The sequence below is a fragment of the Rhizobium sp. WYCCWR 11146 genome (assembly GCF_013591995.1).
GTDB classification, from domain to species: Bacteria; Pseudomonadota; Alphaproteobacteria; order Rhizobiales; family Rhizobiaceae; genus Rhizobium; species Rhizobium indicum.
The window spans coordinates 23,375-41,270 of record NZ_JACCEY010000016.1 but is presented as its reverse complement, the minus strand read 5'-3'; the positions used below and the strand labels follow the sequence as shown (position 1 = coordinate 41,270).

15 protein-coding genes and 1 pseudogene are annotated in these 17,896 nt (G+C 57.8%); 6 read left to right on the top strand and 10 right to left on the bottom strand.

Annotated features, from left to right (window positions below):
• The first annotated feature begins 292 nt into the window (after nucleotides 1-292).
• Nucleotides 293-988: an Ig-like domain-containing protein gene (locus HX899_RS10180; protein ID WP_025395616.1), complete on the top strand. Its 696-nt coding sequence runs from the start codon at nucleotides 293-295 to the stop codon at nucleotides 986-988.
• A 145-nt stretch (nucleotides 989-1,133) separates the two neighbouring features.
• Here HX899_RS10180 and HX899_RS10175 read toward each other — a convergent pair whose 3' ends face one another.
• The 5 genes from HX899_RS10175 to HX899_RS10155 form a co-directional block, all read right to left on the bottom strand.
• Entirely contained in the window at nucleotides 1,134-1,838 is a 705-nt protein-coding gene (locus HX899_RS10175; RefSeq protein WP_171598507.1) for a hypothetical protein, read from the bottom strand.
• A complete protein-coding gene (locus HX899_RS10170; protein WP_062943561.1) occupies nucleotides 1,838-4,114 on the bottom strand; it encodes a polysaccharide biosynthesis tyrosine autokinase in 2,277 nt (758 codons plus the stop codon). Before HX899_RS10170 ends, HX899_RS10175 begins: the two co-directional genes overlap by 1 nt.
• 51 nt (nucleotides 4,115-4,165) lie before the next feature.
• Nucleotides 4,166-4,870, bottom strand: coding sequence for a sugar transporter (locus tag HX899_RS10165; protein WP_138386831.1), 705 nt, complete (start codon nucleotides 4,868-4,870; stop codon nucleotides 4,166-4,168).
• 78 nt (nucleotides 4,871-4,948) lie between these two features.
• Nucleotides 4,949-6,160, bottom strand: a complete 1,212-nt coding sequence (locus HX899_RS10160; RefSeq protein WP_062943559.1) for a polysaccharide biosynthesis/export family protein — start codon at nucleotides 6,158-6,160, stop codon at nucleotides 4,949-4,951.
• 289 nt (nucleotides 6,161-6,449) lie between these two features.
• Nucleotides 6,450-7,874 (bottom strand): O-antigen ligase, encoded by a 1,425-nt coding sequence (locus HX899_RS10155; protein ID WP_181292376.1) that lies wholly within the window; start codon nucleotides 7,872-7,874, stop codon nucleotides 6,450-6,452.
• A gap of 304 nt (nucleotides 7,875-8,178) precedes the next feature.
• On the opposite strand from HX899_RS10155, the gene HX899_RS10150 reads away from it, so the two are divergent.
• Entirely contained in the window at nucleotides 8,179-8,778 is a 600-nt protein-coding gene (locus HX899_RS10150) for a transglutaminase-like cysteine peptidase (RefSeq protein ID WP_129421567.1), read from the top strand.
• A gap of 268 nt (nucleotides 8,779-9,046) precedes the next feature.
• Nucleotides 9,047-10,375, top strand: coding sequence for a UDP-glucose/GDP-mannose dehydrogenase family protein (locus HX899_RS10145; RefSeq protein ID WP_138330261.1), 1,329 nt, complete (start codon nucleotides 9,047-9,049; stop codon nucleotides 10,373-10,375).
• 114 nt (nucleotides 10,376-10,489) lie between these two features.
• Here HX899_RS10145 and HX899_RS10140 read toward each other — a convergent pair whose 3' ends face one another.
• Both HX899_RS10140 and HX899_RS10135 read right to left on the bottom strand, forming a co-directional pair.
• Nucleotides 10,490-11,281 carry a metallophosphoesterase family protein gene (locus HX899_RS10140; RefSeq protein ID WP_181292375.1) on the bottom strand — a complete coding sequence of 264 codons (792 nt, stop codon included), beginning with the start codon at nucleotides 11,279-11,281 and terminating at the stop codon, nucleotides 10,490-10,492.
• A pseudogene (locus HX899_RS10135) lies at nucleotides 11,282-11,596 on the bottom strand (TolC family protein); the annotation flags it as partial.
• A gap of 358 nt (nucleotides 11,597-11,954) precedes the next feature.
• On the opposite strand from HX899_RS10135, the gene HX899_RS10130 reads away from it, so the two are divergent.
• Nucleotides 11,955-12,197, top strand: a complete 243-nt coding sequence (locus HX899_RS10130) for a KTSC domain-containing protein (RefSeq protein ID WP_003542164.1) — start codon at nucleotides 11,955-11,957, stop codon at nucleotides 12,195-12,197.
• 104 nt (nucleotides 12,198-12,301) lie between these two features.
• Here HX899_RS10130 and HX899_RS10125 read toward each other — a convergent pair whose 3' ends face one another.
• The 3 genes from HX899_RS10125 to ung all read right to left on the bottom strand — a co-directional run bounded on the left by HX899_RS10125 (nucleotide 12,302) and on the right by ung (nucleotide 14,688).
• Nucleotides 12,302-12,907 (bottom strand): alpha/beta hydrolase, encoded by a 606-nt coding sequence (locus HX899_RS10125; protein ID WP_180195049.1) that lies wholly within the window; start codon nucleotides 12,905-12,907, stop codon nucleotides 12,302-12,304.
• Between the two features lie 11 nt (nucleotides 12,908-12,918).
• Nucleotides 12,919-13,851, bottom strand: coding sequence for a VOC family protein (locus HX899_RS10120; protein ID WP_138330257.1), 933 nt, complete (start codon nucleotides 13,849-13,851; stop codon nucleotides 12,919-12,921).
• A 135-nt stretch (nucleotides 13,852-13,986) separates the two neighbouring features.
• Nucleotides 13,987-14,688, bottom strand: coding sequence for a uracil-DNA glycosylase (gene ung, locus HX899_RS10115; RefSeq protein WP_138330256.1), 702 nt, complete (start codon nucleotides 14,686-14,688; stop codon nucleotides 13,987-13,989).
• A gap of 239 nt (nucleotides 14,689-14,927) precedes the next feature.
• Between ung and HX899_RS10110 the strand changes: the two genes are divergently transcribed.
• A complete protein-coding gene (locus tag HX899_RS10110) occupies nucleotides 14,928-16,352 on the top strand; it encodes a phosphomannomutase (RefSeq protein ID WP_181292373.1) in 1,425 nt (474 codons plus the stop codon).
• Between the two features lie 39 nt (nucleotides 16,353-16,391).
• Entirely contained in the window at nucleotides 16,392-17,819 is a 1,428-nt protein-coding gene (locus tag HX899_RS10105; protein WP_181292372.1) for a mannose-1-phosphate guanylyltransferase/mannose-6-phosphate isomerase, read from the top strand.
• Nucleotides 17,820-17,896 lie beyond the last annotated feature (77 nt).

The window sequence follows — 17,896 nt, the reverse complement described above, 5'->3', positions numbered from 1 at the left end:
TAAGCACCTCCGGGTATTCTTATAAATTGCCCCTGAATAAACATTCTTCTCCTCTGAAGAAACAGATGCCCGAATCTACCATTTGGTATTCTCACTTATTATTAACGTAATAATTACCATGCGTTTCATCGCCTTATGCGTGTTACAGGTGTGTCATTATTGTACAATACACCCAAAAATGTTCACTTGCTGTTAATTGCACCTTGACTCTCTGTATTAAGATATCCTTAATCGACCAGCTCGCTAAAGGTCAGAATTGACCTAGCAAAGAACAATTCGAGGAGAGACAGTAATGGCTATTCATGCAACAGATGATAGTGCAACATTCCTGGAAACCGACGCTATTTCCGGAAATCTTCTGGCCAACGATACATCCGATGGGAACTTGTTCCTTCGTTTCTTCGATCAGCAGGGCGTTGGCTCCAAGCAAGGCAACAGCCAGGTCACCGAGATCCAGGGCGATTACGGCACCTTCTTCGTCAAGCCGGACGGCAGTTACACCTATGTTCTGAGCGACGCTGCCAAGGTCGGCTTCACCAATGGTGAATTGCTCCAGGAGAAGGTCTCGTACAAGATCTCTGATGGTGCCGGTCACACCGATGTCGGCCTGTTCACCCTGAATATCCAGGGCGTAAGCCAGGTAAAGCCGATCGCTGTCGACGACAACTACAGCTTCACCGAAGGCGACGCCATCAGCGGCAACGCGTTGGACAACGACATTGCTGGCGACAATGGCCACCTCTTCCTCCGCCTATTCGGCACCACGACCGTAAACGGCGACCCGAGCGCAACAACCGACGTCGCCGGTACGTATGGTACGTTCCATGTAAAAGCGGATGGATCATTCACCTATGATCTGACAGCAGATATCGCTCCGGGGGATCAGGTCACGGAAACCATCCAGTTCTACAAGATCTCCGACGGCGAAGGCCACACCGACGCCGGCGTTCTGACACTCAACATCACTGGCGCGGACGCAGAAGTCTGATCATCAGTAGCCAATCAAAAAGCAACGCCCGCCGCGCAGACTGCGGGCGTTGTTTTATGCAAGTTGAATTCGGCCAAGAGAAAGAGCCGTAGCCGTTCAGCCTGTCGGCCAAAAGCTTGGAACTTCTATAAACCAGCCTCGATGATTACTTGCTGCAGCGCTGACGGAACCGCGCCGTCGCGGCCTCTCCGACGCTCGTCCAGCTTCGATCGAAGATCGGGCGAAGCTGTGGGCTGATCTCTCTTATCGTGGCATTGACCCTGCAACGATCGCCCCGTTTCAGCATGGTCATGAGATCGCTATCGAGCGCGCGCTCTGCCGCGGCGAGTGTTGCATCGGTGAAATCGTTCCAGAAATAAAATCGCGTCAGGATCATTACCTGGTCGTACGGCGCAAGCGCAACCGAACGCTTCATCATTCCCGCGATCGAGACCGGCTCTTCCGCAATTGTCGACTGCACGGCCGCAAGACGAAGCCAAAAATTGCTGTTCGTCGGCATACACGAAAGCGCATGCCGCAGATACTGGCGCGCACTCGAGGCCGCAGCGGCCCAGCCGTCGTAATTGAGATTGACATTCTGCCGATCGAGTTGCGCCAGAACGAGGGTTACGCCAGCAGCCACGATGTCGGATCGACAATAGTGTCCGTCAACGACATCGACACTGCGCGACGCATATTTGGTCACGACATCATCCGCAACGGTCTCGCCACGCTCGATCCTTTCGGCGACGATCGAGATGCTGGCCGTTCTTATCGAGGCGTAGAGCTCTCGACCGGCCAGCACCACCAAGACGACGGTGACGATAATGAAGGCGATCCTGGTAATCGAAACGGACTGACTGCGGAACATCAGCTTTCGGTATAGTATCGCGAATAACGCTTATAATAATATTCGCTCGAACCGAATGTCCGGTAGAGTTTCATCTGCGACGGGTCGACCTTGGTCAAGATAGTACCGACGCATTTCGCATAGAGTTCCGGCTCGGACAGCAGGGTCGATTGCACGACCTTGCGCGATGTCTTTCCCCACTCGATAACGAAAACCACCGCATCGAGCTTCGAATTGATGGCGCGCGCGTCCACAACCGGCGCCAAGGGTGGCAGGTCGACGATAATATAATCGAAGCTTTGACGTGCCGTTTCAAGAAGCTGATCCATGCCGCGTGACGCAAGCAGCTCCGACGAATGCGGAACACGATACCGTGCCACCGTTGGCAAAAATGCGAGCTTGGTTTTGGGATCGAGAAGAATCAGATCCTTGAGCGGACGGCTGTCGACGATCGCCTCGAGCAAGCCGGCCTCGGCATGGCGGCCGATCGCCCGGGTGGCACCGGGATTGCGCATATCGCCGTCGATAAGCAGGCAACGCGCACCCTGCATTGCCAGGAGTTTTGCGAAATTGATGGATGTCGTCGACTTCCCCTCGCCGGGCAAGCTCGACACGACGCCAATGACCTTGCAGCGCTGATCGGCAGCACTGAGGTCGATGGCAATCTTGGCGCTTCGAAGCGTCTCGGCAAAGGCCGAGAGCGGATGCTCCTCGACATAGGTCGTGGTCTTCCCGCCCCTGGCGATGCTTCGCGGATTGCTGGGATCAACAAGCGTCGGATCGTCGACGTTATTTTCAATCAGCGGCATGACACCGAGAGACTCGACATCGAGCACGTCCCGGACATCATCGCCGGTGCGGAAGAACCGATCCCGGAATTCGCGGAAAGCAGCTATACCACTTCCAAATGCACATCCCACGAACATCGCGAAAGCAACGACGAGAGCTCTCCTCGGAGCGCTCGGCTTCGTCGGCGTCTCCGCCGTCGTGATGATGCGCGCAGCGGTAATCGGAAAGCTCTGCTGTTGAATTGCTTCCTGGTAGCGCGTCAAGAAGCTCTGATAGAGATTCTTGTAGGTATCGCGCGTGCGCTCGAGCTCGCGAAGCTGCACCTGCGTCTCGCCAGCCGTTGCGGCCACGCCCGTCGCCTGTGTAACACTGTCGCGCAAAGAGTTTTCCCGCGATTTCGCGACCTGCAGCTCGCTTTGGTAGCTCTCGGCGATGCGGTTCAACTCATCGAACATGAGCCTTTTATATTCTTCCATTTCCGCACGAAGCCGAACCGCCTGGACGTGATCGGGACCGAGCCGCGCCTCGATTTCGGTCTCGAGCTTGGAAGCCTCCAGATATTTCTTGCGCAGGTCGTTCGAAATGGAGCTGTCGAGCACGTCCGTGACGATCGCATCGGTCTGCTTGGCGTCGATGATCGACTTGACGCGCGCATATCTTGCCTCGGCCTTTGCCGTCTCGGCCTGCGCATTGATCAATTGGGTATTGATCTCGGAAAGCTGCTGCTCGCTGATCAGCGTACCGGATCCGGCCTCGACAAGCCCATGCTCGCCGCGGAATTTCTGAACCGCAAGGTCGGTGTCCAGCGCCTGCTGCCGGAGCTCTTCGATGCGCTCCTGCAGCCATTGGCCGGCCCGGCGCGTCGCCTCGTATTTCGAATTGAGCTTGTCGACCAGATAGACGTCGGCGATCCCAGCCGCGATATCACGCGCTAGGTCGGGCGACTGCGCGGTATAACTGACATCGAGGACGTAGGAGCGGCCGACGCGTTCGACATCGATATTGCCTGCGACAGTCTCGGCAGCGCCTCGCCGCCTCATTTCCGGATTAGGTGCTACGGCTGCGTCATCGGCAAACCACGACCGAAAATTCATAAAGGATTTCAACGTTGAGACAGAAAAAAGCGAGCTTTTCGGTCCCATGAACTCCGGATTGTCGACGAGTTTCAGCTTGTCGACAACAGCATAGGCGATGGTGTCGGACTTCAACAGCTCGACCTGACTGAGGACAGTGCCTTCGTCATCGTCCATCTGGCCGAAAGCCGCCAGCTGGTTGATCACCTGACTATCGCTGCGGTCGATCAGCACGCTAGTGTCGGCGGTGTAGACAGGCACCGAAGTCAACACATACACAATGCCGAGAATGGCAAAGGCGAAACCGCAAGCCGCAACCATCCGCCACTGTCGGCGGGCGATTGCGATGAGCTTGTCGAAATCGATGAAATCAGCATCATTTCCGGTATCGCGGGAGGGGTCGATACGCGGCGTAAGTTTATCTGGCGATAGCAATTTCGATCTCCAACAAAGGCGTCAAGCGCTAAGATCTAAGGGCAATTCCAGCTATTGTATGACCGGGACACTCTGACTCGTCGACTCCGTCGGATCGGTAGACGACTGCCCTCCCGCTCCGGCGCTGACGATCGTCGTCGTTGAAGTCGACGATGAATCATCCGAGCCGGCATTCGAAACCTTCAGCGTACCCGCAGTCGTCGCAGCGCCGTCGAACGGCGTACCATCGTCCGCTCCAGGCCCCGTTTGTCCAACTTGCCCGTCATTGCCGATGCCGGAGGCGGCGGCGGCACTTGCACCCGGGCCGAGCGCCGCGGTCCCGCCTTCGGCAAGGACCTTTGCAAAGGCTGCAAGCAGCGGCGCCAGGTTCGGATCGGCGCTCGCCGCCTCGGCAACAGCCTTTTCGATCGCTAGCTTGTATTGCGGATCCGTCACCTGGCAGCTGTTTGCAGCCCGCCCGAGACCGGAGCCGATCGCCGCCATCTGTGAGGCACTGGCCTTCTTGGCCTGGTCGATCACCGGCGACAGCGCGTCATTGCTGCTTCCGACCAGCGCGCGAACACGCGAGGACAGAACCAACGGATCGGACATGTCGAGCAGGACGGCGGGGCTAGCCGTAAATCCGCTGACATCGACGGAAGTCAGATTTGCCGGTCCTAGGCAGGCTGCCGCAAAGGCGCTTGAATTCATGCCGACATACATCGCGACGGCAATTCCGCTATATGCAAGCTTACGATAAACAGCCGATCTTGCCATAACCACAATTTCCTTCATCAAATCCGCTATAAGCCTCCGGCATCGATCATTCAGACCGATGCCGGCGACCTATTTCAATCAATTTCCAAGATCCTGTACCGCGTTACGGGTATCATTCGCATCGTCGGTCACTCCGGAAACAGTGGATGATACCGAGTTCACGATGTCAAGGAACTTGACCAGTTCAACAGAGTCCGAATTGGAAATATAGATAATATCCTTGTCTTCCATCTTGAACTGCTGAACAGCAAACAAGGTTGCCGGGTCGCGCATATTCGCACGGATGATCACCGGAACCATTTCACCCGCAAATCTCGTCGTGTCCACGTGCATCGCTTGAACCGTTTTCTTCGGGACAAGACGATAGAGCAAGACCTGAGCGGGATCGGCGCGGTCGTCGCGCAGGCCGCCCGCCTTGGCGATTGCCTCTCCAAGGGTCAGGTTGGACTCTTCGAAATCGAAGCGACCACTGGTGCCGGCGGCGCCGAGCATAAGAAAGGTACGGCGCTCATGATCGATCGAGATCGTATCATCCGGTGCGACATAGATATTTTCGGCCGGGTTCTTCAACAGCGTAGTGTAGGCGACGGTTGCCGTCTTGCCGCGGCGCTGCAGCGTCACATTCGTTTCGATATTGTTGGTCGTCAAACCGCCCGCGGCGGAAATGACATCGAGAACACGCTCACCCGCTGGGCTGATCTCAACGCGCTGGGGATTGTTGACATCGCCGAGGATGGCAACCTGGCTAGAGCGGCTTGTCGTTGTCGTAATAACCACCTGCGGTTCGATCGCGCGGCTCGCCAGGCGATCCTCAACGTCCTGCTCTACGGTCTCCTTCAGGCGACCGGCAGCCGGAACCCGACCCGCATAGGGAATTGTGATCGTTCCGTTTCTATCGATGGTCTGCTCTGGCAGCGAGATGTAATTGCCGGGTCGGCTACCTGCATCGGACGGAATGAAGAGGCCGCCGGACTGAGCCTCGAAGATGGCAACCGAAACGACATCGCCGTAACCGAGCGGAATTTCGGGCGCTCCGCCTCGACCACCACCAAACCCTTTGAACGAGGTCGGCTGGGGAGCGGTAAAATACGACAGGACGTTCTTGCTGAGATCAACCAGGGCGTAGTCGATACCGACACGACGTTCCTTCGTTGTCACTTTCACCGCCGCATCTCGATCAACGTCTTTGTGATCGGGACCGGATCTTGGCAACGAGGTGCAGCTTGCCAATATAGTCGTTAGCGCTACAACAATGGCGACGCGTGTACTACCGATACGAGAACAACCCATAGAATACCCTGCGTTTACGCCCCTGAAGCTACTGCCCCGCGATCTGACAAAATACAAGACAATCCCCGATCAATAACACTGAAAGCCGATTAACATTCCCCTAACTGTGGCAGGCTGGCAACGCCGAGCCCCTTAGGAAGCGAAAAACGACTTCGGTCCGACTTTTCTTGCGTCGCAACAATCCGAAGGCTGCACCCGCTATAAAATTTCTTGGGTTTCAGAGTCAACCGTTCGCACCTGCACAATCGATCTTTTCCGAAAATCTTATTAAAATCCATCCATTTAAACTTTATGTGGTTAACGGCCGCTCATATGCCATGTCCGCCTCTCCGTTGCTACGCCCGAGACATATCGCGACAACCGCACTCAGGAAGGCGGAGTAAAACACAGCAAAACCCGGTATCTGCAGCGAAAAATCGACCGCCGCATGAAGGGCGACCAAAACGGTCGCCGCCAGGCCAAGAAGAACATAGTGCCGGAGACGGCGTCTTTGGGCGAGCCCGTGCCAGAACACTCTGGCAAGCACCGAGAAGGCAAGGACTGTCGCAATCGGGAACAATATTCCGAGGCCCAAAAATCCCTCGAGATAGAAATTATGCGCGCGGTCGAAGACCCCGAAAATTCCGCAAGCCGGATCGCGGTAGGCGGAAAACACGGTCCGGAAGGTTCCGAGCCCCGTTCCCGTCAACCAATGATCCGAAATGGCACGCCATATGCCAGGCAGAATGCAAAACCGATCATCATCCTCGAGTCGCCGCTCTTGCGCCCGCAAAATCGCCTGGCCCGCAAACACCGTCAGCAGCAGCACGACGAAACCAATCGCCGAGAGGAGCTTCAGCATCGAACGCCATCTTGGCGCCGGTCTCAGATGACGCCTCGAGCCGTTCCAATTGATGACAAGCCATGGAAAGTAGATGAGAGCGGCAACAAAGGTGGCAAATATCCCGGCACGCGAGCGGCTCAGCATCAGCGCGGTGAAGCATGCGCATAAGAGCAGGATATAGATCCACGATCTCAAGAGAAGCGCGTTTCGGCCCGGCTCGCCGGGCGGATACTTCGAATAGGCTCGGGTAATGTCCCTGACCAGGGTCAGCATCAGCAGCGTTCCAAGCCCGAGGAAGGTCGCGGCGGTATTGCGGTTGACGAAGACCGCAGTCAGGCTGTCGAGGTAGGCGCGTTTCTCCACGACGATCAGCATGTTGGGAAACAGCAAAAACTGCAGCAGGCCGAAAACCGCGATGATGCCCGCCGTAAGCCCGAGCCCGGCGAGCACTTTCCGCGCACTCTGATCGGTATCGCATAAGAGCAGCCCGGTCAGAAACGTGACGAAAGGCAGCGCGACCCAGAGGATCGACGCCAGCGTGTCGGCCGGTTCGACCGAGATCGCCGCGGACTGCGCACCTGCGAGGTCACGCGCGGCATTCCAGGCCGGGTTCGCCAGCCAATTGGCGGGCAGTTCGATGGTTTGGATGAACGTCCAGCCCGCCAGGACGACGAGTAGAAACAAAGCGATACTGAAAACCCATCTGCTTTGTCTCGGCTCTCTAAACAGCAATCCCGAAATGATGGCGAGGGCAAACATCCCGATCGCAGCGAAGGCGAAGGGAAAGGGCGTGACGCTCCCGAACGGTATGAGCGTCAATATAACGAGGCCGATGAAGGCAAAAAGCAAAACCTCTCGCAAGACCCGCTTATTGATGAGGTTGGAGAACATGTGAATTCGTTTACCAGAGTAGGCGGCGACCAATTGCAACCGAAGAGATTAATTTACTCGTACTAACATAAGTTGAACATCAAGCGCTTGCGTGCTAAAGTGTAACAGAATTCCACATCGTTTAAAATTGTCGCGAAAGGTTTAAGCCAATCGAGACAAGGCCCGGCTATGCTCCTTCCAAGCAGCAGAAACGGGACAGATATTCTGCGCCCAATACTTGGCAGATCATCAGATCGCCATGCCATTGACCGAGAAAAAAGGCAAGCCTGATCTCAATCGGTTGCCCTGAACGGGGATTTAAGAGATGAAGAAAACAGTCGTTACACTTCTGGCACTGGCCTTTACAGCAGGCAATGCATGCTCGGCATTTGCCGCCGGTCCCGCTGGTTTTGCCCGCGGTCTGACCGGTAATTCGGCGGTCAGTTATATCTCTGAAAAAGGCAAGATCATTCCGCCTTTCGCCCAGGTGCTGTTCTGCGCCCAGAACCCGTCCGAATGCCGCGACAACAATGGTTTGGCGGTCGTTGCGCTGACGGACAAGCAAATGCTGCAACTGAAGGACGTCAACACCGCCGTCAATCGTACGATGATCGGCCGGAACGACTCCCGCAACGAACTGAATGGCGACGTCTGGAAGGTGAATGTGCGCAGCGGCGACTGCGAAGATTTCGCTTTGACCAAGCGCAGCCGGCTGATCGCGATGGGCTGGTCGTCGCGCGCTTTGCGGATCGCGACGGCATATACGCCCTCCGGTGAAGGACATGCGGTCCTCGTCGTCAGAACCGACAAGGGCGATCTCGTCCTCGACAACAGGAAAAGCAGCATCAAGAACTGGCGCGATACCGATCTGCGCTGGGACAAGATTCAATCGGGAACAGACCCTTACGTCTGGTACCGGCTATAGCAGCCGAGGCAGCGACATAGACTGATTGATCCTGTTTCCGGATTGAAGTCGAGCCTGCTCTGACGAGCCGCTCGACTTGTCATATCGCCCACACAAACCTATGTTTTGGCTATCGACGGGGCAGCGCGCAACAAGTTGCGGTGCCCGGAGTTCGATTTCCGATGTGGGTTTCAGGCGATCTTCGGTATTGTCTTTTCGTCCAGATTAACTATGACGAACTCATGCTGCGACGCAGCATGACGTTCTACTCTAATGATTTGAGGGAAATATGCGCATCACGATGATTGGATCAGGCTATGTCGGCCTCGTTTCAGGCGTTTGCTTTGCGGATTTCGGCCACGACGTCATCTGCGTCGACAAGGATCTGAGTAAGATCGAAGCCCTTCGCGAAGGCCGCATTCCGATCTACGAGCCGGGTCTGGAGCAATTGGTCGCCGAAAATACCAGCACCGGCCGGCTGTCGTTTTCGACGGATGTCGGCGAAAGTGTCCGCAGCGCCGATGTCGTGTTCATCGCAGTCGGCACGCCGTCCCGGCGCGGCGACGGCCACGCAGACCTTTCCTATGTCTATGCCGCTGCACGCGAGATTGCCACCTATGTGGAAGGCTTCACCGTTATCGTCACCAAGTCGACGGTGCCGGTTGGCACAGGAGACGAGGTCGAGCGCATCATGCGCGAAACCAATCCTGCGGCGGATGTCGCCGTCGTTTCCAATCCGGAATTCCTGCGTGAAGGTGCGGCGATCGAAGACTTCAAGCGTCCCGACCGTATCGTCGTCGGCCTGAACGACGACCGGGCGCGCGAAACCATGACCGAGGTCTACCGCCCGCTCTATCTCAACCAGGCCCCCTTGGTCTTCACCACCCGCCGCACCTCCGAACTGATCAAATATGCGGCCAATGCCTTCCTCGCGATGAAGATCACCTTCATCAACGAGATCGCCGATCTCTGCGAACGGGTCGACGCAAACGTCCAGGACGTTTCGCGCGGAATCGGTCTCGACGGCCGTATCGGCTCCAAGTTCCTGCATGCCGGCCCAGGCTACGGCGGTTCGTGCTTCCCCAAGGATACGCTTGCCCTTGCCAAGACGGCGCAGGATTACGACGCGCCGATGCGTCTCATCGAGACGACGATCTCGATCAACGACAACCGCAAGCGGGCGATGGGACGCAAAGTCATTTCGGCCGTCGGCGGAGACATTCGCGGCAAGAAGATCGCGATCCTCGGCCTGACCTTCAAGCCGAACACCGACGATATGCGCGACAGCCCGGCGATCGCAGTCATCCAGACCCTGCAGGACGCCGGCGCGCAAGTGGTCGGCTACGATCCCGAGGGCATGGAGAACGCCCGCAAAGTAATCGACAACATCGAATATGCGAGCGGTCCCTATGAAGCGGCTGCTGGTGCGGATGCGCTTGTCATCGTCACCGAATGGAACCAGTTCCGCGCGCTCGATTTCAGTCGCCTGAAGCAGTCGATGCGCGCTCCGATCCTGGTCGATCTGCGCAATATCTACCGCAGCGACGAAGTCCGCAAACACGGCTTTACCTATACCGGCATCGGCACCAACCTTTATCAGGAAACGACCGGCGCCTGAGATAGCCTCCTGAACATCTGATCGTCCTGACGCCGCGGAGCATAATCCGCGGCGTTTGGTTTTGAGCATGATGCCGAAAGTGCAAGCGTTTCGGACGACACCATGCTCGCCGAATTAAAGAATTCCGACCCGCGTTCCCTTTATCGTCAGCACGGTCAGCCGGCCGGTCGCCGAAACCGCAGTGTCGATGCCGATGCGTTGCGGACCGAATGTCGGGATTCGCGCCGGGGTATGGCCGTGGATCACCAGGACAGGAAGCTGCGGCCCTTCATCCAGGAAGGGCTGACGGATCCACATGAGGTCGCTGTCTTTCTGCCTCTTGAGGTCGATGCCCGGCCTGATGCCCGCATGAACGAAGAGGATCCTTCCCATCCGCAGCATGACCGGCAGCGATTCGAGAAATTGGATATGCCGCTCGGGTATCATATTGCGAATGACGCGGGCGATTGTTTCGCTTCCGGCCGCCGACTGCAGCAGATGCTCGATATCGATACCGTATGAGTGCAGCGTCTCCGTTCCGGCAAAGCCGAGCCATTCAAGAATGCGCGCCGGTCTGCGATAGAGATTCACCAGCTCCGCGTCATGATTGCCGCACAGGACGAAACGTTGAAACCCCGGCGGCGGGGTCCTGCTCAGGAATTCCAGCACCGCGCTCGAATCCGGCCCGCGATCGACATAATCGCCGAGCATGACGATGAGCTTCGGCCCCGGAATGCGCGCGGCATCCTCCTCGATGCGGCGATGTGCCTCGACGAGTTCTTTGTAACATCCGTGAACATCGCTCATCGCGTAGACCGCAGCGAATTCGCCTTCGGCAAACGTCAGCCGAGCGCGTCTTTTACGGTTGCCAGCCAGTATCGGTATCTGTTGTCGCCACGGCGCTAGATAGTCAAACATGGAACCCATTTATGAGACCCGACCGAATGGCGGGTTGTCGGAAACAATCCATCTCTTATCCATCGCTGCAACGGCATGAGGCTCAGTGTCCATAAGAATTTGGCCTGATCGCGGCCCCACCGAAGTTATGCCCGAACCAATTGCCACATTCAGAGTGACATAGTCCCTCGCCATTTGCTGCACCGCCTGCGCCAGCTTCGCCTGACTGGTCGCGACCGAACGCTGCGCATCCAGCACATCAAGCAAGGAGGATTGCCCATCCTTGTAGCTCCCGATTGAAAGCGCAAGAGTCTCCTGCGTGGTCTTCACCTGAGCGTGCAGCGCCCGCGACTCGGCAACGCCGATATTGGCCCTTGCAGCGGCGAGGTCACGCCCCGCCTTGCGGATGTAATCATTCATACTTGGGAGGGTGCCGCGGTTAATATTACGCTATAATTTGCTATATGATGGTTAATCCGGCGTTAAACCGGCGATTATAGCGTTTCTCGCGACGTTATCGGCTAATATTCCCCAAATGGAGGAGCCACAGGTATCGGATTTCCACAGGCCACACCTTCGAAAAAGCTGTAAAAATCAACCATAACGATAGCCATCAGGAAAAAATGAACGTTAAAGAAGATGATGCTTGACGCCCCCGCGGCGCAGCATAATGATGGCGCGTTGCGAGTGTGAATGACATTTCTTGATCAGGAATCTCAGATCCAAAATTGCGGGGTGCAAAGTGGAAACTGCGGTTGATTCGAAACTTATCGAGGCGATCACCTACGACGAAGACAGCCGGCATCTACGGGTCTATCTGACCAACGGTCAGAGGCGAGAATATGAAGGCGTTCCCAAGGGCGTCGTCGTCGGGTTGACGATGGCGGAATCACCGGGAAATTTCTACATGAAGGCAATCAGGGGCAAATATCCTCCTCGCCCCTAATGTCCTATCGATCACGACGATAGAATCCTTGTTTCAGCAAAGATGCGGGACCGGCATTCGCCGGTCCCGCAAACCAGTTTCCAGCCGACCGACGGTGCACGCCGTCAATAACCGCCGAGAAAATCGCGGACCGCATTGATCTCGAGCGGCGCGATCTCGTGACCGCCGGGATGCCAGACCACCGTGATCTCCGCCCCTCGGTTTTTCAGATGTTCGGACAGCGCCTCTGTCATGGAGACGGGCGCGATCGGGTCTCGCTGCCCGGCCGTCATCAGCACCTTTCTTCCCGCGAGCGTCGACTGGGCTTCGGGTTGAAACGGAATGAGCGGGTGCATCAGAACCGCGGCATCGAAGATACCCTTCTCGATCAGGACATTGGCAAGAATATTTGCGCCGTTCGAAAAACCCAGGCCGAGAATATGGGAAGCCTGGTACTCGTCAGCGAATGCCTTGACGTAGGCGGCCATCTTCTCCGTCGCTCGTGAGAGATCGGGCATGTCGTAGACCCCCTCCCCGGTGCGGCGAAAGAAGCGCGCCGCGCCGTGTTCGGAAACATCGCCGCGCGGCGAGAGAATCGTCGCTTCAGGCAGCAGGCGCCGGCCGAAGTCGAAGAACTGGTTCTCGTCGCCGCCGGTGCCGTGCAGCACCAGCAAGATGGGTTTATCAGGTGCACCGGCATGCAGCCGGTGCACATATCCGGTTTCGGTCATATCGCCTATCCTCACACTTCGAGCGGCTGCAGATGCTGCTCGAGCAGCGCGCGAAGATGGGCGTGCTGTTGCGGCAGTTTCAGGGCTTCGCCAAGATGGGCCGTATCCTCGTCGCGGTCGAAGCCGGGCTCATTGGTCGCGACCTCGAACAGCACGCCGCCCGGCGTGCGGAAATAGATCGCCCAGAAATAATCGCGGTCGATCACCGGCGTGACCTGATAACCGGTGTCCATCAGCGCTTTGCGCACTTCGAGTTGCTTCTCACGGTTTTCGACGGCGAAGGCGACATGGTGGACGGAGCCGGCGCCCGGAAGGGCCCGGGCAATGTTCGGCATGGTCTCGAGATCGATGAGATGTGCGCCATTGCCGGAGGGCTTGATCAGCCGCTTGACGCCGTCCCTTTCCTCGGCGACCTCGTAACCCATGAATTTCAGGAGTTCGGCCGTAGCACCTTCGTCCCTCAGCCGCATGGCGACGGAGTGGAAGCCGTAAATGGCATGGTCTTCGTTGATGCCGCCATGTGTCCAGGGCTGGCGGGCGTCATCCTTGACTTCGACGAGCGCGAAGCCATCGCCATCGGGGCCGGAGAAGTTCAGCCGTTTTTCGCCGAAACTTTCCTCAGCCTTAAGGCCGTTGACACCAAGCGCGGCAAAGCGATCGCTCCAGAAGCCGAGCGAGCCTTGCGGGACGGAAAACACCGTCGTGCCAACTTCGCCGGTACCGGGACGGCCCTGCGCCATCTTCGGGAACGGAAAATAGGTCATGACCGTGCCGGGCGCACCGGTCTCGTCACCATAATAGAGGTGATAGACATCCGGCGCGTCGAAATTCACCGTCTTCTTGACGCGTCGCAGGCCGAGCGCATTGGTAAAAAACTGGTTGTTGGTGCGGGCATCCTGCGCCATCGACGTGACGTGGTGCAGACCCTTGATCTGATCGAGCATGTCAAACCCCTTTCATACCCGCCGTTGCGGGCTTTCGATGAGGCTAAGATGCGCGTTGAAACTCCCGTCGAACAGACCCGTAGACCAAAACGCATTGTCTTCTTTTAGTGAACGAACGACAAAGTCCGTTCACACCTACACCCCATGGGGATCGGCCGGCAATTGCCAGTCGATCGGCGCACGTCCGCGCGACTGCAGGAAGGCATTCGCCTTCGAAAAATGCCCGCAGCCAAAGAACCCGTTATGGGCCGAAAGCGGCGAAGGATGCGGGGCCCGGAGCACGAGATGCCGCGTCGTATCGACAAAGGCGGCCTTGCGTTGGGCATAGGAACCCCACAGCATGAAGACTACGGATTCGCATTCATCGTTGACCTTGCGGATGACGGCGTCGGTGAAGCGTTCCCACCCCTTGCCCTGATGAGCAGCCGCCTGCCCTTCCTCGACGGTCAGCACGCTGTTCAGCAGGAGTACGCCCTGCTTTGCCCAATGTTCGAGAAAACCGTGACGTGCCGGCGCTATGCCAAGATCCGTCTCCATCTCCTTGTAGATATTGACCAGCGAGGGCGGTATGCGCACGCCCGGCCGGACACTGAAACACAGCCCATGGGCTTGCCCGAGTCCATGATACGGGTCCTGGCCGAGGATGACGGTCTTGACGTTGGAGATCGGCGTCAGATCGAGGGCGCGGAAATATTCGCTGCCCTTGGGGAAAATCCGCTTGCCGACCTCTTTCTGCGCGACGAGGAAGGATTTGAGCTGTTGCATGTAGGGGCTTGAAAACTCCCCCTCCAGCGCGGCCTTCCAGCTCTCCTCGAGACTGACGGATGTATCGCTCATCTAGGAAAATCCTTCGCATAGGACGAAACAACGGACACACGGTTCTAACAAAATCGATCTACGCTGCAATGCCTGCCGGCGCGGCAATGCGTCTACACCTTCAGAATTCGGTGAGAGAAGATTGCGAGAGGCTGTCCGAGGCATCGTCGTCCGTATTTAACTATATGATGGCTTTGGTATTTACGCCGGCAGGCGGCCTGAGTAGAACTTTGATCGTGAAATCGGAGCCCTGTCTTCCCATGAAATTCGGCACGAGCGGCCTTCGCGGACTTTCAGTCGACCTCAAGGGACGCGCCTCTGCCCTCTACGCCACCGCGTTCGGCAAATATCTGCTGCAGACCGGCAAGGCGCGGGCCGGCGACGTCATTCTGATCGGCCGCGATTTTCGCGATTCGAGCCCTGAAATCTCGGGAAATTGTGCCGGTGCGCTTGCCGCGCTCGGCTTCCGGATCTTCGACTGTGGCACCGTCCCCACGCCCGCCCTTGCCCTCTATGGCCTCGACAGCAAGGCCGCATGCCTGATGGTTACGGGCTCGCATATTCCGGCGGACCGCAACGGCATCAAATTCTATCGCCCGGATGGTGAGATCGACAAATCGGACGAGGCTGCTATCACCGCATTGGCGGCCGAGATCGAGCGAACCGGTGAAACGGTGGCGCAGGCGCCAGCCGAGACGGAGGAGCATGAAGCGATCTGCCGGCAGCTCTTTTTCGAACGCAATGCAGCCCTGCTTCCGCAGGGCGCGCTGTCCGACATGAAGATCGGTGTCTACCAGCACAGCAGCGTCGCCCGCGACCTGCTGGTTGATGTTCTCGCCCATTACGGCGCCGAGATCACCGCTCTTGGACGTTCGGAGAGTTTCATTCCCGTCGACACCGAAGCCGTTTCAGACGAGACGATCACGCTGATGAAGCGCTGGGTGTCCGAGCACAAGTTCGATGCGATCGTCTCGACCGATGGCGACGGCGACCGTCCGCTGGTCGCAGACGAAACCGGCACGCCGTTGCGCGGTGACCTTCTCGGCCTTGTGGCAGCCAATTTCCTCGGCGCCGGCACGGTGGTGACACCGGTTACCTCCAATTCCGGCATCGAGGCCGCGGGCTCTTTCGCCGTCCGGCGCACCCGCGTCGGCTCACCCTTCGTCATTTCAGGCATGGAAGAGGCCGTGGCGGCTGGCAAGGATCATGTCATGGGCTTTGAAGCCAATGGCGGGCTGCTGACCGCAACCGCCTTTGATATCAACGGCCGGAACGTACGTGCCTTGCCGACACGCGATTGTTTTATCCCGATGCTCGCGATCCTGTCGCTCGCAGCCATCCGCAAGCAGCCGCTTTCGGCCGTTGCCGCCTCCTATCAGCTGCCCTTTGCCGCCGCCGACCGCCTGGAGAATTTTCCGCTGGAGACGAGTGCCGCGCTGATGGAGCATCTGCGTGCTTCGGACGAAAATCTCTCGGCTTTCCTGCAGCCGATCGGCGAGGTGGCGACGAAATCCGACATCGACGGACTTCGGGTGACGCTGAGAGATGGCCGGATCATTCATTTCCGTCCGTCCGGCAATGCCCCGGAAATGCGCTGCTACACGGAGGCCGGCAGCGAAGCTGCAGCCCTGGAGCTGCTGAATACAGGGCTCAACCGAATAACAGACTGGGCAGGCGCCCGGTAACATGCGACCAACAAGCCGTTTACTTCAAGGAACCCGCCTATGACGCAGAAAATCGTTCCCGTGATCATGGCCGGAGGCAAAGGCACGCGGCTCTGGCCGCTTTCCCGTGCCACCGCACCGAAACAATTCATCCAGTTCGTCGGCGACAAGACGCTGTTTCAGGAAACTCTTGAACGCGTTTCCGATCCCGAGCTCTATGAAGCCCCGATCGTCGTCACCAATGAGGAATTCCGCTTCCTGGTCGCCGAGCAGGCACGCGAGCTTGCCATCCCGCTCGCCGCCGTCCTGCTCGAACCGGTCGCACGCAACACAGCCGCAGCAGTGGCCGCCGCTGCAACGCTCGCTGGCGAGCTGTTCGGCAAGGGCACCATCATCCAGATGCTCGCCTCGGATCACGAAATTCTCGCCGACAAGAGCTATTTCGATTGCATCCGCATCGCCCGCGATGCCGCTGCCGACGGCAGCCTCGTCACTTTCGGCATCAACCCGACTGAGCCGGCGACAGGCTACGGCTATATCGAGATCGGCGATGCCCTCAAAAACGGTGCGCACAAGGTCAAGCGCTTTGTCGAAAAGCCGGCACTTGAGAAGGCCGAGCAGATGCTCGCCGACGGCGGCTTCTACTGGAACTCGGGCATCTTCATGTTCCCGGTGACGGAACTTATCGCCGAACTGCAGGAATATGCACCCGATGTGCTGAAGGCGGCCAGCAAGGCCGTTTCGAAGGCGAGCCGCGACCTTGATTTCACCCGTCTCGACGCCGACCATTTCGCCAAGAGCCCCGATATCTCCATCGATTATGCGATCATGGAAAAGACCGCCAAGGCAGCCGTCGTCCCCTCGCCGTTCAAATGGTCGGACATGGGCAGCTGGGATTCTGTCTGGAAATCAGGCGCCCGCGACGACAACGGCAATGTCGCCGCCGCAAACACCACCGTCGTCAATACCCGCAATTCGCTCGTCATGACCCGTGGTGTGCATCTTGCCGTCCAGGGCATGGAGGGTGTCGCCGTTATCGCCAGCGAGGACGCCGTCTATGTCGGACCGCTCAAAGACAGCCAGAATGTCGGACAATTGGTCAAGATGCTGGCGTCTTCTTCCACTACCGCGAAATTCACCGAAACCCATCCCACATCCTATCGCCCCTGGGGCGGCTATACCTCGATCTTCAACGGCGACCGCTTCCAGGTGAAGCGTATCTTCGTCACGCCGGGCAAGAAGCTCTCGCTGCAAAAACACCACCATCGTTCCGAACACTGGATCGTCGTCAAGGGAACGGCTGAGGTGACGGTCGGCGAGAACGTGCGGATGCTGCGCGAGAACGAAAGCGTCTACATCCCGCTCGGCGAAGTCCACCGCCTCGCCAACCCCGGCAAGATTCTTCTCGAGCTCATCGAGGTTCAGACGGGCTCCTATCTCGGCGAGGACGACATCATCCGTATCGTCGATGAGTTTGGAAGAACGTAAATCGCAGCCGGAGCGATGGTCGGGCCTTTCCGGCGCGACCATCCTCACTGTTGAATTTCCTCTTGGGGTTCTCGTAG